The 15,643-nt window shown below is 54.6% G+C and carries 13 protein-coding genes; 8 read left to right on the top strand and 5 right to left on the bottom strand.

Annotation, left to right across the window (positions count from 1 at the left end; genetic code table 11):
- Window positions 1-207 precede the first annotated feature (207 nt).
- Window positions 208-504: a hypothetical protein gene (locus FJW00_RS09470; protein ID WP_140923814.1), complete on the bottom strand. Its 297-nt coding sequence runs from the start codon at window positions 502-504 to the stop codon at window positions 208-210.
- 198 nt (window positions 505-702) lie between these two features.
- On the opposite strand from FJW00_RS09470, the gene FJW00_RS09465 reads away from it, so the two are divergent.
- Window positions 703-879: a con-10 family general stress protein gene (locus FJW00_RS09465; RefSeq protein WP_009093122.1), complete on the top strand. Its 177-nt coding sequence runs from the start codon at window positions 703-705 to the stop codon at window positions 877-879.
- Between the two features lie 559 nt (window positions 880-1,438).
- Window positions 1,439-1,786, top strand: coding sequence for an HNH nuclease YajD (gene yajD, locus FJW00_RS09460; RefSeq protein ID WP_009093119.1), 348 nt, complete (start codon window positions 1,439-1,441; stop codon window positions 1,784-1,786).
- A 56-nt stretch (window positions 1,787-1,842) separates the two neighbouring features.
- Here yajD and FJW00_RS09455 read toward each other — a convergent pair whose 3' ends face one another.
- Window positions 1,843-2,565: a 2-phosphosulfolactate phosphatase gene (locus FJW00_RS09455; protein WP_140923812.1), complete on the bottom strand. Its 723-nt coding sequence runs from the start codon at window positions 2,563-2,565 to the stop codon at window positions 1,843-1,845.
- Between the two features lie 189 nt (window positions 2,566-2,754).
- Between FJW00_RS09455 and FJW00_RS09450 the strand changes: the two genes are divergently transcribed.
- From FJW00_RS09450 to FJW00_RS09435, 4 genes are all read left to right on the top strand, one after another.
- Window positions 2,755-3,093, top strand: a complete 339-nt coding sequence (locus FJW00_RS09450; protein ID WP_140923810.1) for a cupin domain-containing protein — start codon at window positions 2,755-2,757, stop codon at window positions 3,091-3,093.
- A 496-nt stretch (window positions 3,094-3,589) separates the two neighbouring features.
- Window positions 3,590-5,917: an FdhF/YdeP family oxidoreductase gene (locus FJW00_RS09445; RefSeq protein ID WP_140923808.1), complete on the top strand. Its 2,328-nt coding sequence runs from the start codon at window positions 3,590-3,592 to the stop codon at window positions 5,915-5,917.
- Window positions 5,918-6,153: 236 nt separating this feature from the next.
- Window positions 6,154-7,269: a metallophosphoesterase gene (locus FJW00_RS09440; RefSeq protein ID WP_140923806.1), complete on the top strand. Its 1,116-nt coding sequence runs from the start codon at window positions 6,154-6,156 to the stop codon at window positions 7,267-7,269.
- Window positions 7,270-7,325: 56 nt separating this feature from the next.
- A complete protein-coding gene (locus tag FJW00_RS09435; RefSeq protein WP_140923804.1) occupies window positions 7,326-8,126 on the top strand; it encodes an MBL fold metallo-hydrolase in 801 nt (266 codons plus the stop codon).
- 49 nt (window positions 8,127-8,175) lie between these two features.
- Here FJW00_RS09435 and FJW00_RS09430 read toward each other — a convergent pair whose 3' ends face one another.
- A complete protein-coding gene (locus FJW00_RS09430) occupies window positions 8,176-10,101 on the bottom strand; it encodes a methyl-accepting chemotaxis protein (protein ID WP_009093266.1) in 1,926 nt (641 codons plus the stop codon).
- Between the two features lie 609 nt (window positions 10,102-10,710).
- Window positions 10,711-12,375 carry a methyl-accepting chemotaxis protein gene (locus tag FJW00_RS09425; protein WP_140029914.1) on the bottom strand — a complete coding sequence of 555 codons (1,665 nt, stop codon included), beginning with the start codon at window positions 12,373-12,375 and terminating at the stop codon, window positions 10,711-10,713.
- Between the two features lie 617 nt (window positions 12,376-12,992).
- Here FJW00_RS09425 and FJW00_RS09420 point away from each other — a divergent pair.
- Entirely contained in the window at window positions 12,993-13,322 is a 330-nt protein-coding gene (locus tag FJW00_RS09420; protein ID WP_046103071.1) for a hypothetical protein, read from the top strand.
- Window positions 13,323-13,381: 59 nt separating this feature from the next.
- Here the strand turns inward: FJW00_RS09420 and FJW00_RS09415 are convergent, their stop codons facing one another.
- Complete coding sequence (locus FJW00_RS09415) at window positions 13,382-13,615, bottom strand: hypothetical protein (RefSeq protein ID WP_009093263.1); 234 nt, start codon at window positions 13,613-13,615, stop codon at window positions 13,382-13,384.
- Window positions 13,616-14,341: 726 nt separating this feature from the next.
- On the opposite strand from FJW00_RS09415, the gene FJW00_RS09410 reads away from it, so the two are divergent.
- Window positions 14,342-15,559 (top strand): diguanylate phosphodiesterase, encoded by a 1,218-nt coding sequence (locus FJW00_RS09410; RefSeq protein ID WP_140923802.1) that lies wholly within the window; start codon window positions 14,342-14,344, stop codon window positions 15,557-15,559.
- Window positions 15,560-15,643 lie beyond the last annotated feature (84 nt).

Genomic DNA, 15,643 nt, shown 5'->3' with positions numbered 1-15,643 from the left:
GCCTATGGGTTATCGCCCGTAGTGGGAAAACCTTTAACGATTGCTGCAGGTGGTTTAATCAATGAATTTGTTACATTTTATTAGCATAATGTAACCCCGGACAGCGGCAGGCCAGGAAGATATAAAGCTGCGCAGGCTTCTCTTCCGCCGCATCCGGATAAATTACGTGTCCGCACGGTTTCAGGAACTTAGCGGCACACTTTCCTTCTACCTTTCGTTCTGCTCCTGCCAGTGTTCTTCGCACCGCGCCCGCGCTTCAGCGGGCAGATCGCGCAAATCTGGCAATGTATCGCCGGAGCCGTAGCCCATTGCTCCTGTTGCCTCCTGCTGTTCATCCTGCGCAGCGAAAGTAAGCTTCTCCTCCAGGGCCTGCCAGCTATCACCCTGCTGCCGGTAGATCACGGCATAAGTGGGCATCTGGTCATCATCACCATAAATTTCATATTTCTGTTTCTGTCCACCGGAACCCAGCTCCAGCGTGTCGATTAAGGTGTCATTACGCATTGCGTTCTCCTTTTTCGTCAGGCTTTTAAGCGTAGTTCAACTGCCATGACCCTGCCGGCGCTAAAAATTCATTCATTAACCCTCCACTTATCAAGGAATTCATCGTCTGCCTTTGCTTAAACGAAGCGGACGACTATCCTTCCTGCTGTGGCTAGCTAGTCCTTTTTATCTTACGGAACACTGATAGGAGGTCTTTCTATGACACAACAGAAATACAGAGGTGGTGCCGGTAATTTTGCCAACGATCCAGAACGCGCGAGTGAAGCTGGCAGTGCAGGAGGCAAGGTCAGTGGGGGCAATTTCAAGAATGATCATGAAAAAGCCAGGGAAGCGGGTCGGAAAGGAGGCAAGATTAGTCGCCGTCCTTCTAAGTAGTTCTGAATAAAGCGCTTTAGGAGTTTGTACGCCATGGAGTGGCATCTCTGCCGACAATGTCCGGTGTTCTCACTCCGCCGTTTCGCTCTGTTTCCTTCTGAATGTTGCCGATACAGGCTGGCAGAGGGAGGGGTGAGCACTCCTGTGATGAAGCACCGCGCAAAATAGTCAGTCCTGACTATCCTGAAATAAAGGATATTAATCAGGAGAGAACGATGAAATTTTTCTATTTCGTTTCGCTTATTGCCTCTGCACTCTATTTACTGGCCTTTCTGCCTAAACTCCGTACTCGCCGCGAACCCATAGCCTACTGGGGGTGCTGGACTTATCTTGGTGCTAACGCCATTTTCTGGGCCGTTTATGGTGTTCTGCATTACATTTAGTAGAACGCCGTAAGCAAAGCGGGAAACAGCCATTTATTCCGGCTATGCGATTGAAATAAATGGCTCTTTTCACCCACTCCTTCACAACAGCAGAGGATGATCTCTTCTTCTGTCCGATTGTGGGATATATTGGCAGCACTCTCGTGAACCTCTCTGCATAACAGGTACTTTCGGCAATGGCTTTAATCCCTAAAAACTATGCGCGGCTTGAAAGCGGCTACCGTGAAAAAGCACTCAAACTCTATCCCTGGGTGTGTGGTCGCTGCTCGCGCGAGTTTGTTTATTCAAACCTGCGTGAACTGACGGTTCACCATATTGACCATGACCACACCAACAACCCGGAAGATGGCAGTAACTGGGAACTGTTGTGTCTCTATTGTCATGACCATGAGCACTCGAAGTATACCGAAGCTGACCAGTATGGCACCCGCGTCGTGGCAGGCGAGGATGCACAAAAGGATGTCGGTGAAGCCACCTACAATCCTTTTGCTGACCTGAAATCGATGATGAATAAGAAGAAGTAACCCCTGCCCTTCCCGCCTGTCGGGTCGCTGAACGCGCACTGACAGGCTCAGATCCTTCACTGCCGGGCGGTATAAAAATCACCCTGCAACTGACATGCCTGTTGCCCGCTGTCCACCTCCAGACAGAGATCGACATCCTCACCAAACCCGCGCTGCTGAAGTTCCCGGGCTGAAGAGCACTCGCGAAGGGATAGCGGATTCATCTGCTGCCAGGCGGCGACCGCCCCCTGTGCTTCCGGGGAACAGCGGTCACGTCCGATAGCGGCAATAATGCCGCCTGCGGCCAGATAGTCTTCGATCGCAGGGCGAAGCGTGCCGTCAGGCCACCGCTCGCCGCAGGGGATAACCAGGACGCGCCGGAAGTCACGACAGGCTCTGGCAGTGAGTGAGAGATTCCGGAAACAGCCGCTGAATACCGTCACACCACTCTCCCGCGCCAGGAACGAAATCGCTGAACCATTGGGAGAGGGAAGCACCAGTTTTTCGCCCGCGGCCAGTTTTCGCATCGACGCCGGAGAGAGACTGAAACCGCCCGTACCACTCAGCCTGTCAGGGCTGGCTGCCCTTGCTCCGATGCTGTCTGCATACGTCAACGCAGAGGCATCTTTCCAGGGGTACGGATAAACCTGTGCGCCCTGGTCGACCGCCAGACTGACACAGGTGGAAAATGACATGACGTCAACGATCACAATACAGTCCACATCCTGAGCAACGTAACCGACGGCCGCGGGCCCCCACTCAAGACGGATGTCAGACTGCGCCTGATTACACCACTGCATCTCTTATCCTCCGTGGCATGCTGCCACTCATCGCCAGCGATCATGCGCCAGATTGCCAACGGGCGCTCGCCACTCAGAATATCAGGCTGCGCAGGAAGAAAACGATGGCTGAAATAAATGATTGAAAATCAATTACCTGGCCAGCTATAGTCAGCCAGAGAAGATGAGCGACGACGCCGGAGCAGAACGATGATTTCAAAAGAGAATGCGGAACATTATCAGTGGGGTGACGGTTGCGACGGCTGGTACCTGGTCAACCGCCAGGATATGTTAATCATTCACGAAAAAATGCTGCCCGGCACGCGTGAGAAACGGCACTATCATGCGGCGTCCAGACAGTTTTTCTTTGTCCTTAGCGGGGTGCTGACGATGGAGCTTAACGGCACCGTGCAGGATATCAGCGCGCAACAGGGTATCGAAATCCCCCCGCAATCTGCACATCAGGCGCAGAATAACGGTGATGGCGCGGTCGAATTTCTGGTTATTTCGCATCCCACGACGCGCGGGGATCGTGAAGATATAGCCTGAGCAACCGCCTCTGTCATTACGGCAGGCGCGCAACACAAGAATACGCTGCCGTCATATTTACGCTGAACAGGCACGCTGCACCTTCTGTTGATATTGCCCTTCTGCGGCTGTGAATATTATTGCCGCTTTAATACAGGTCATAAAATTTATCGACACAACTTTCCCTATCAGAAACCAATTAATTTCCGGGTACTTTCCACGCTATTCGCTTCTATTAAAATTCGCAAAAACAGTCAGTTAAAAATTCAAGAGCGATATCAACCCTTACAAGGCTTAAATTACGCACGACATTCCTGTTAAGTCATGACAGTCCGCCTCGCTTATTTCCCGACAAAAACAGCGCGGCGCTCTGCTTATTTTCGAGCTGAAAAGGATGGTGCGCCGGGCACAGAAACATTTTGAGAAAGAATTTCGCGACATATTAGCCAGAATCCACGCGGTTAACGGTTTTCTGTACCAGACTTAGCCGATAACAATAGAGACAATGTGGAGCATTATGAAAGAGCAAAATCGCACAAATGGCATTGCCCCTTATGGTGGCGCGGCCGGAGGCTGGGGTGCATTAAAGGCGGTTGCCGATGCTATCCGCGGCCAGATGTCTGTAAAACAGGATGTTATCGCCCTGTTCAAAGTTAACCAGCCGCAGGGCTTTGACTGCCCGGGATGTGCCTGGCCGGATCCGCAACATGCCTCGTCCTTTGAGTTCTGCGAAAACGGGGCAAAAGCGGTGTCATGGGAAGCGACCAGCAAACGCACCACACCCGCCTTCTTTGCCGCCCATACGGTGACAGAGCTATGGGAGCGCAGCGCACTGCACCTGGAGGGTGAAGGCCGCCTGACGCATCCGATGAAGTACGATGCCGCATCTGACACCTATCAGCCCATCGAATGGGAAACCGCGTTTCGTGAGATTGGTGAACACCTGCGCAGTTACGAAGACCCGGACAGCGTGGAGTTTTACACCTCCGGCCGGGCCTCAAATGAAGCCGCGTTTCTGTGGCAGCTCTTCGCCCGCGAATATGGCACCAATAATTTCCCCGACTGCTCAAACATGTGTCATGAACCCACCAGCGTCGGACTGCCGGAGTCCATCGGCGTCGGCAAAGGCACGGTTGAACTGGAGGATTTCGACCACTGTGACCTGGTGTTATGCATTGGTCACAATCCCGGTACGAATCACCCACGCATGCTGGGGACGCTGCGCGAAGTCGCCAAGCGCGGTGGCACGATTGTGGCGATCAACCCCCTGCGGGAGCGCGGTCTGGAGCGCTTTACCTCACCGCAAAGCCCGATAGAGATGCTGTCGCTCAGCTCGACTGAACTGGCCTCAACCTATTACAAAGTACGAGTGGGCGGCGATGCAGCGATGCTGAAAGGGGTGATGAAAATCCTGCTGACCCTGCATGAAGAAGCGCTGAGTCAAGGCAAACCGGGCGTCATTGATGAGGCGTTTATCACCCAGCACACCGAAGGCTTCGACGCGCTGAAAGCCGACCTGGAGAGCACCGACTGGGATCATATCCTGAAAGTTTCAGGGATGACGCGTGAAGAGATCCAGCACGTTGCCCGGCTCTATGCCAGCGCTGAACGCACGATTATCTGCTACGGCATGGGGATCACTCAGCACCAGTACGGCACCCAGAATGTGCAGCAGATTGCCAACCTGCTGCTGATGCGCGGTAACATCGGTAAACCCGGTGCGGGTATCTGTCCGTTACGCGGTCACTCCAACGTTCAGGGCGACCGCACGGTGGGCATCACAGAGATCCCGCCGCAATCGCTGCTGGACAGTATTGAGAAAGTGTTTGGCTTCCGGCCGCCGCAGAAGCATGGTCATGGTGCCGTTGAGGCGATTAAGGCGATGCGCGATGGCAAAGCCAAAGCGCTGCTCTGTCTGGGTGGTAACCTGGCAGAAGCGATCTCCGATCCACAGGTCACCTTCCCGGCGATGCGCAATCTCGATCTGGTTGTGCATATGGCGACCAAGCTGAACCGCTCACACCTGCTGCTCGGCAGGCATAACTATCTGCTGCCGGTGCTGGGCCGCACGGAGACGGATGTGCAGGCAACGGGCGCACAGAGTGTGACGGTGGAAGATTCGATGTCCATGGTGCATGCCTCGCGTGGCTCGCTCGATCCGGCATCGCCGCATCTTAAATCGGAACCGGCACTGGTGGCCGCGCTGGCGAAAGCGACCCTGCCAGACAGCGTGGTGGACTGGTCCGCGATGGCAGCCGATTACAGCCGCATCCGTGACGCCATCGAAGCGGTCTTTCCGGCGTTCGAAAACTTCAACGAGCGGATTAAGCATCCGGGTGGATTCCGGCTCTATAACGCCGCATCAGAACGCGTCTGGCAGACGCCTTCCGGTAAGGCGCAGTTCAAAGTGATGCAGGGCATCAATGAAGATCCCCGATCGCTGAAATGCCATGACCTGGTGCTGACCACCCTGCGCAGTCACGACCAGTACAACACGACCCTTTATGGGCTGAACGACCGCTATCGTGGCGTCACAGGCCGTCGTGATGTGCTGTTTATTAATGCCGAAGAGGCGGAAAAACGCCAGTTGCGGGTGGGCGACCGTGTCGATCTGATGGCGCTGGACCCGGAGGGCAATCCTACCTCCCGCCAGATGAAAAACCTGACAATTGTGATTATCGATATGGCACCCGGATCGGTCGGGGCCTACTATCCGGAAGCCAACGTGATGGTGCCGCTCGACAGCCACGACACGCAGAGCGGCATTCCGGCTTACAAAAGCATTCCGATCGCCATGACGCGCGTGACGGAGGAGACGCAGACAACGTCGGGTGTTCTGCGCTGATCCCGCGTGTTGCAAAGGGTGAGACCTGATGTTACCCGCGTGGCCGGCGTGCTGGTCACGCGGGTTTTTTCGTCCCGGCCAGGCGGCCCGCTGCGCCGGATTGAACACGGCCAGAGCACCTGCCGTGAAGCAGACCTGGCAAACTCATCCTATACCTTACCGTGCTAAAACGGTTTCATTCGCTATCCTCTCTAAACTGCCTGCGCTGACCGTCAGCGCCTCACCGGAAGATTGCCATGTTTCACCTGATTTTCAGCTTACCCAGCTGGTATGTCATTGCCCGCGTCATTATTCCTTTGTCCCTGCCCCTGTCCGCAAAAATCCTGCTCTCTGCACTGGCGCTGCTGGCCTCTCAATATCTGCTGGTGAGTCGCTTCACATCCGGCGGGATCTTCTCGGCCGAGATGCCCCGCGCCATCATCATTCTGTTTAACTGGGCTTACGGCACCGTGCTGCTGCTGGCCGTGTTTCAGATCGTGCTGGATGCTGTCATGCTGCTTGCCCTGCTGCTGCGACATCCGCTGCCGCTGTCGCCCGATGCGCGCTATCTGACCGTCCTGCTGGCGATGGGGGTGGCGGCTTTCGGGGTTCAGCAGGCAATACGGGTGCCTCCCGTCAAAGAGGTGACGCTGTTCCTGCCGAATCTGCCTGCTGAGTTTGATGGCTATCAGCTTCTGCAACTGACCGACCTGCATATCACGCGACTGTTTAATGCTGTCTGGACCCGCGCCATGGTGGAGCGGGCGATGTCCCTCCGGCCCGACCTTATTGTGGTGACGGGGGATGTGATCGATGGCAGCCTGGAACACCGGCGGCATGATGTTGCGCCACTGCACGGTCTGGCTGCGCCCGACGGCGTCTGGGCCATCACCGGCAATCACGAATATTTCTTTCATCAGGCGATCTGGACGGCGCATCTGGCTTCGCTGGGGCTGCAGCCGCTGCTTAACAGCCACACGGTGATTCAGCGCGGTGAAGCCAGCCTGGTCATTGCGGGTCTGCCCGACGCCTCCGCGCCGCGCCGAAAGTCGACCGGCCCCGATCTGGCCCGTGCGCTGGAGCAGGTTCCCGAAAACGCCCCCATTATTCTGCTGGACCACCAGCCACGTCATGCCCGCGAGAACGCCGCACAGGGTGTCGATGTGCAGCTCTCCGGCCATACGCACGGAGGTCTGATTGTGGGACTGGATCGCCTGTTTGCAAAACCCAACGCCGGTTTTGTTTCCGGGCTTTATCAGGTCGGCGGAATGCAGCTTTATGTCAACAACGGCACGGCGCTCTGGCCTGGCATGGCGATCAGGCTGGGCCGCCCCTCGGAGCTGACCCGGATTACCCTGCGCCGTCAGCCCTGAGGCGATAAAGGCGCCGCCGGGTGCGCATCACCCTGATCGAGACAAAGGAGAACATCATGACCCTGTTATGTACCGCCTGTGGCACCGCCTATCCTGCTTCGGTCACACATCAGCACTGTAAAATCTGTGAGGATGAACGTCAGTATATCCCGGCTTCGGGTCAGGGCTGGATCCCGTTCGACCAGCTGCGCGCCAGCCATGCCAATAAATGGACGGCACACAGTGAGGCGCTGTTAAGTTTTAAAACCGTGCCCGCTTTTGCCATCGGCCAGCGCGCTTTTCTGCTGCGGACGCCGCAGGGCAACGTGCTGTGGGACTGCCTTGCCAACCTTGATGATGCCACCTTTACGCTGATCGCGGCGCTGGGTGGCATTGATGCCATCGCGATTTCACATCCGCACTACTACACCACGATGCAGGAGTGGGCGGAGGCGTTTAACGCGCCCATTCATCTGCATGCCCGTGATCGGCAGTGGATCGTCCGGGAGAGCCCGCATATCCGGCTCTGGCAGGGCGACTCGCTGACGCTGATGCCGGGTGTGACGCTGTTACGGCTGGGGGGGCATTTCCCGGGTGGCTGCGTGCTGCACCGGGACGAAGGCGACGGGATCATTCTGGCGGGTGATATTCTGCAGGTGACGCCGGGTGCGCATGGCGTATCGTTTATGTGGAGCTATCCGAACATGCTGCCGCTCTCTGCGGCCACGGTTGGTGACATTCTGCAGCGGCTCTCGGGTGTGACATTCGGACAGCTTTATGGCGCCTTTGAAGGTCAGGATATCCTTCAGCAGGCGAAAGAGAAGGTGATGCGATCGGGAGAGAAGTATCTCGCCTGTCTGCAGGATCATCAGGCGTGACACAGTAACCGAACAGCCGCCCCGTCAGGCGACGGCTGTTCCGGTCTTATCAGGCCGTTTTGAACAGCGCGACCAGGGTACGCAACTGCACAGCCCGCCCGGCAAGTTCATCCGCAGAAGAAGCGGACTCTTCAACCAGCACGGCGTTCTGCTGGGTGACCTGATCCATCTGATTGACCGCAATATTGACCTGCGAAATGCCGCTGGTCTGCTCTTCCGTGGAGGAGGAGATATCGCGCATCAGCTGAGAAGTCTGTTCAATCGCGCTGACGCTCTGCTTCACTCTGTCGCCTGCGTTCCGGGCCATCGTGATCCCTTCCTGCGCATGAAGCACCGACTGCTCAATCAGACTCTTGATCTCTTTGGCTGCTGTCGCTGAACGCTGTGCCAGCGCCCGCACCTCTGAGGCAACAACGGCAAAGCCTTTACCCTGCTCTCCGGCACGCGCCGCTTCAACCGCCGCATTCAGTGCCAGAATGTTGGTCTGGAAAGCAATGCTGTCGATTACCGACGTGATCTCTTCAATTTGTCCCGAGCTGCCGCGGATTTTGTGCATGGTTTCCATCACCGAATCCATGGCCGAGCCACTGGAGAGGGCCGCCTGCGTCGCAGAATCCGCGCGTTCAGAGGCAAAGCGGGTGTTCTCGGCATTCTGCTGCATGATGGACGCCAGTTGCTCCATGCTGGCAGCCGTTTCCGCCAGGGACGCCGCCTGCTCTTCAGTGCGTGACGAGAGGTCGCCGTTGCCGCGGGCAATCTCTTCCGACGAGCTGGCGATGGTCGCGGCGTTGCCTTTGATATCGGACACCAGCTGGGCAAGACGCTGCTGCATCTGCATCAGGGCATTCAGCAGCTCAGCCATTTCGTTGCTGCCGGACACGGTCAGCTCTGCCGTCAGATCACCGGCGGCGACGCGACTGGCGACTTCCACGGCCTCTCTGACCGGCCGCGTGACCGAACGGGTGATCATCACGGCCAGCAGGATCGCCAGCAGGGCAATCGCCAGAAGGCCGGACAGCAACAGATACTGTGCATGTCGGCGCTCATCGATTTGTGACTGCAGGAGTATCTGCAACTGGTTGCTGCTCTGACTGCCCAGCATGCCATAGCGATTAATCGCTTCGGTTAAGATACGGACATATTCAACCGGCGTAATCGTGACATTCCCGGTCACAATCGCCCCTTCAGCCTGCTGCAGGGCATTCAGAGCCTGCTGTCTGGCATTCTGCGCCAGCTCGCCGAACATCGCTTTGAGATCCGGTTCAATGGTGAACACCTTATCCATGTTACTGCTGAACTGTGACAGCGCCGTTTTGCCATTATCGATCTGGAAGGCCAGGCGACTGCGATCGGCATCAGAGATGTTACCGCTGGCGATCAGTGAAGCCCCCCCGCCACGGATCTGACCCAGCGTCTCGGTCAGCAGCGGCAGTCGGCTAAAAACACTGACGATCAGCTGGTAGGTATTCAAATCAGCATCCAGTGAGAGCTGGTAGTAATCCAGTACATCCTGATTCGTTTCCAGCAGAACCTGGATCAGATGCGTGTGCCGTGCCAGGCTGGTCGCCAGCGTCAGTCGTCCGCCAACCAGATCCTCCTGCAGTTGACGCCACTCCTGATTAACCTGGTCCAGACGCGTTAATGGCTGCGCCTGCTCACTGCTTTGACGCAGATCGGCAGCAATGCTTTCAGATACGCTGTTGATCTGGGTCACTAACGCCAGACGCGGTGGGTTATCCATTCTGTTCTGGCCAATGGCGATGGCGCTTTCTGCCCGATGACGCTGCAGCAGGCTCAGCAGCTGCAGTACTTTTTTCTCAACCGGAATACCGGTGAGTTCAACTTTCTTGGTGTCAATGAGCTGGTTGCCCGTCTGAATAAAGAGAAAAGTGGGTAAAACAAACAGCACCAGTGCAAAGGCTCCCAGTAAAAGGAATTTTGCTGGCAAATTAATCCGGTCGAGTACTTTTTTCATTCTTTTCCGCTCTGATGTGTTAAGCATGCAGGTGATGTCATACCCAAAATGGGTAATGTAATTTTATTTTTACGAATTCTTCATATGCAGCCCATAGCGGTTTGCGCGTAGCACAAAGCCGCCTGAAGGCAATGAAATTTACTTAGTTAAATAAAGGGCTGGATAACAGCAAGAGAGAGTATAGATTGCGCCAGGTTATTTTACAGTGAATAAACAGACGATAGTTACAGCCACTTTCACTTAAGCCAAACTGAAAAATAACGATAGATATCAATGTTATGAACGCTGCCTGATAAATATCACCTGTAAAGCCTTAAGCCAGACTTCAGCATCAACATCTGGAAAATAAAGAAATTAAAGTTAGCCCGGAATCAGCCGATACTAGCTGCCGTCTTTTTTCAGGAATAATTATCATTACGGATAAGAGATTAATTTATCCTTCCCGGGCAATTAATATTCAAACCGTTATTACCGGGCAGGCCCTGAAAATATAATAAATGAAATCGTTTTCATTTAATTTAAAGAAGCGTGATGCATTGAAATAAAAATGAAATAAAGGCAAAAAAAAAGCCCCCACAATGTGGAGGCTTTTCGGGAACGGCTTAAAGCTTAAAAGCTTTCCCAGTTTGCTTTGCTCAGGTCAACACTCTGCGGTTCAGGCTGACGGCTCTTTTTAGCCGGACGGAAGGCAGAAGCGGTCTGTGGCTGCAGCTGCGGTGCAACACGGCCTGAGCTTTCAACGGTAAAGGTCGAGACCAGCGCCGACAGCGTTTCGGCCTGTTCCTGAAGTGATTTCGAGGCAGATGAGGCTTCTTCCACCAGCGCGGCGTTCTGCTGCGTCACTTCGTCCATCTGGCCAATCGCCTGATGAACCTGCTCAATGCCTTTGCTCTGCTCAGAGGTAGCCGCGGCAATCTCATTGACCAGATCGGCGACCTGCTGGATCGCGTGACGAACGTTTTCGCTGTTTGAACCGACGCTGTTGGCCTGCTCTAACCCGTGCTCAACCTGCGAAACGGACGTAGAAATAAGGTCTTTGATTTCGCGGGCAGCCGACGAGGAGCGTTGTGCCAGGTTACGCACTTCCGACGCAACCACGGCAAAACCGCGACCATGTTCGCCGGCACGTGCTGCTTCCACCGCCGCATTCAGCGCCAGGATATTCGTCTGGAAGGCGATGCCTTCAATCAGCCCGGTAATTTCCGAGATTTTGGCCGAGCTGGCGCGAATATCATCCATCGTGGTGAGCATCTGCTTCACAGCCGTTCCGTTCTGGATCGACATATGGTTGGCGTTATTCGCCAGGCTGCTGGCCTGATGCGCGCCTTCGGAGTTCTGCCGCACCGTTTCACTCAGCGTCGCCATGCTCGCTGAGGTCTGCTCCAGTGAAGCAGCCTGCTCTTCGGTGCGGGCAGAGAGATCTTCGTTACCTGCTGCGATCTGCGTTGAACCCGTACTGACCGATTGCGCAGCATGATTCACCGAGAGCAGCGTGCCAGAGACGCGCGCCAGCAGCTGATTAAACGCTATGGCCGTCTGGCCGATCTCATCCTTGCGGCTGACATCCGCAGTATGCGTCAGATCAAGCGTGTGGCTGACCTGGGTCATGGTATTGACGATGCCAGAGAGGCTTCTTTTGATGCCCATGATCACCTTAACGGAGAAGGCAGCCAGAATCAGGATCACCAGTAATGATCCCCCCGACATCGCCCACAGGGTCTGAGTGTAGACGCGTTTGTTTTCAGCACGCAGCTGTTCGCCGATGTCGATGTTCAGCTGAATCTGACGGGTGAAGTCCGCTTCCATTTTACGGGTTGCAGCGCCCACACCATTTTCACTCTGCAACAGTGGCAGGGTGACCGCGTCATCATGAGCGCGAGCCGCAGCAAGAAAAGCGGGCAGTGCGCTGCGCACCGCATCCAGATTCCTGTTGGCCTGTTCTGTCATCGCCTTGTCTTCATCGCTGGAGATGTCATTGGCCATGTAATAATCGTTCAGCGATTTAATCTGCTGCAGCAGATTATTAATGCGCTCTTCTGCAGCGGGGAACTTTGTCTCATCGCTGGTGCTGTGATAGCGGTAAAGAGCAATGCCTAACTGATTGGTTACGCTGATCGATTTATTCAGATCGCGAATACTGGGTATCGCGTTCACCTGCACATATTCAAAACGGGACTGAAAACCCGAAATCACAGATAACGAGATAATCACCAGTGCAATCAGTGACATTGCAAGCAGTGAGAAAATCATTACCAGACGCTGTGTAATAGTCATAAAGCACCCCTGGGGAGAAAGAATAATTTGAACAAATGTTAATGCTGGATCGTTCTTATCGGCTTTTTTCAGCGGCGCTTTAATTGATCGCAGGAGATATATTTTTTTATTTTTTCTTGCGCCTGACGCAGAGTGAACTAACAACGCAAAGAGGCTGATTCTTATTCTCTTTTAGCGTTAACATATTATTTACATCCCGCCATCCATGCTCACTTTCCTCCCTTAACTCTTTATCGTTATATGCAGCAACAATGCCGGATATAAGCACTGAATGTCAGTTGTGGCGATCTGATAATAACGTGGCTGATTTAACAGCAGTGCTCAGGTAATCGGCAACGCTAAGCCTGCTCATCTCCTGGAGAGGGTACGCGGCGGCTGTCAGCGGCAGAACGCGACAGCGAAATCCTGCCCTGTCAGCGCGCTCAGCAGCCTCAGGGCAGGGCAAATCGCGTTGTGGCGGGAGCACCTGCAACTCGGATTTTAGCCATTTGTGGCAGGGCCAGATTAAATTAGTGAATTGACTGGCGGAATGCTGATTCTGGTCTATGCTCACTGGCCCGACCAGGTTTTAACCTGCCGGACAGCACTAACGCTTACAATAAAAAAAGGTAGTCATCATGGATTTAGCCACATTTGAAACCAGAACCGGTCTTTGGCCACACATGCAGTTTACGGATGTTGAATATGAAGCATGCAGCAGTGGCGTTGAGATCTACGCCATTGATGTCACCCGTCAGACCAAGAGCAAGCTGTTTATCTGCCGCGTTGCAAACGAACAGCAGGCGGCCTCGCTGACGGCACAGTTTAAAGAGTGGTTACCGAAAATTAAGCTGAAAAAACGCAAAGTGGCTCTGAATATGGCCCGCACGGGCTGCGAGAAGAGCTATTCTGCCAGGCCGAACTACCAGGACCGCGCCGGGCTGCGTCAAAGCAGCGTCAGGGCCTGATTGCGGCCTCAGCCTGTCTCTGCAGGCAGGCTGAATGCCTGATGGTGCTGCGGTGCGCGCTAATTGCGCGCCGCAGGAACCTGAAACAGCCGGCACTCACCCGGTTCGGTGGAGATATCACGGAATGTCGTGATATGGATCTCTATCCAGACATTCGCCGCTCGCATGGTGTGAGGTGTGTTGTGCAGGTCCAGCTGCGTGACAAAGTCCCGGGTGCTGATCGTACACAGCCCCTCGCTATCCCGCCTCATCGCCTCTCTGAATGCGATCCAGACGGCATCATCCTGTTGCATTGCATTGCCCCCGCAACGTCTCACCACCATTAACTGTATATATAAACAGTATAATTATTCCCGGAGTCGGTCAAGCCTGTCTGGTTTTCGGCTGCGGAGGACGCCCTGCCCTGCCATTTTTATCCGTGTCCGCCAGCGAAACGGGACTTTAATCCAAATCTTAGAAAACGTTTTCATTGACGTTTAACACATTGATTAACCTGAAAATGCATTAAAGTGATCTTTCTAATCATCTGATATCAAACTAAAAAAACGGTTAACCGCAGCGGCATTCAGGCCGCTTTTGCCCTATCTTTAAATGGCTCTGTAACGAAATCCACTTCCTTTACAGAGTGATCTGACTCCTACCCTTGCCCCCTTAAACAGGGGGCACTTTTTCAGAGAGTGCAGCAGCAGAGATCACGTTTCACCGGCCAGCGTAAAAGGGCTGGTGAAAGCAACCTGTAAACATCCGATTAACCAGCGCCTCACCAGGGATGCTGTGTCATTATAATAATGCGCTATATCTTCTGTTCGCCCCCGCTTTAACGGGGGGGCTTTTCTGCTTTATTACAATTGCCTGATCGCTGTCCCGGGAAAATGGCGATTAATGCCTCTTAACCCGGGCGGGATTCATAGCGATATTAATACCGAAAGCAGAACAGCATAATCATTTCAGTTGTGCCCTTAACCCCCGAAATATCTGTGATATTGTTAATAAGTCTCAACTGCCATGCGAGTCCGCTTATGCTCTCCACCCTTATTTACCGCAGCCAGCTTGCGGGTTCTGTCTCGCCGGAGAAACTGCAGGCGCTGGTGGAGCGTGCCAGTGTTAAAAACGCCGAGGCCGAGGTCACCGGGATCCTGCTTTATGACGGGCAGCACTTTTTTCAGGTGCTGGAGGGGAGCGTTGAGAATGTCCACACGGTTTTTCAGCGAATCAGTCAGGACGATCGGCATTTTAATCTGATCGAGCTGATGCGTGACTACGCCCCAGCACGGCGATTTGGTCACGCCGGCATGGCCCTGTTTGATTTGCGTGACTATCAGGAGCATACCGTGGTGGAGGCTCTGCTTGACCGGGTCACGCTTAATGAGGAGCGTATCCGGCATGATCGGGTCGTCAAATTCCTGCGTTCGTTTGTTGAAGGACGGGATAAAGAGACCTTTATTGAGATTGAACCAGCCAGTCAGTGGACACTGACCACTCCCTCCTCCTCCGCTGTACCGCTTTCCTGCCCGCCGGCCGCCGATCAGCGCTGTGAGTTTGCGCTGCAGCCGATTGTGGATGCCACAAATCGCCAGATTGTTTCCTGTGAAGCCCTGATCCGCGGTCAGCATGGCGCTTCACCCGCCGACTATTTTTCTCAGCTACCGGAAAGCCAGCGCTATCAGGCCGATCTTCACTCCAAGACCTATGCTTTCCGGCTAGCCGGACAGCTTGGCCTGGGCGATCAGACCCTCTCCGTTAACCTGTTGCCGATGTCACTGGTGATGATCGAGGGGGCGGTCGATCATCTTCTTCAGCAAATCCGGCTGCAGGGATTGCGACCGGAGCAGGTCGTGGTAGAAGTCACTGAAGATGAGGTCATCTCACGCTTTGACGCCTTTCAGTCCGCAGTGCGCCAGCTGAAAGCGGCCGGCATCAGCCTGGCGCTCGACGATTTTGGCGCCGGTTTTGCTGGCCTGTCTCTGTTAGCCGATTTTCAGCCCGACAAAGTTAAAATCGATCGCAAGCTGATCACTGATATTCACCGCAGCGGCCCGCGTCAGGCGATTGTGCTGGCCATCCTGAAATGCTGTCAGGCGCTGGAAATCACGGTCATCGCAGAAGGCGTTGAAAAAATTGAAGAGTGGCTCTGGCTTGAAGGTGCCGGGGTTCGCTATTACCAGGGTTTTCTGTTTGCGCGCCCTGCTCTCAACGCCCTGCCTGCCGTCAGTTGGCCCTCACGACGACTGGCGTAATCCCGCCTGACTTCCGCTTGCACGCTGCCGTTTTGCTCATAATTTGATGCGGCTCACACCGCTTCGCTGCAAAGAGCAAAAGCT

This window comes from Pantoea anthophila, assembly GCF_006494375.1.
In the GTDB taxonomy this organism is placed as follows: Bacteria; Pseudomonadota; Gammaproteobacteria; order Enterobacterales; family Enterobacteriaceae; genus Pantoea; species Pantoea anthophila.
This window is presented reverse-complemented; position numbering and strand designations above follow the sequence as displayed.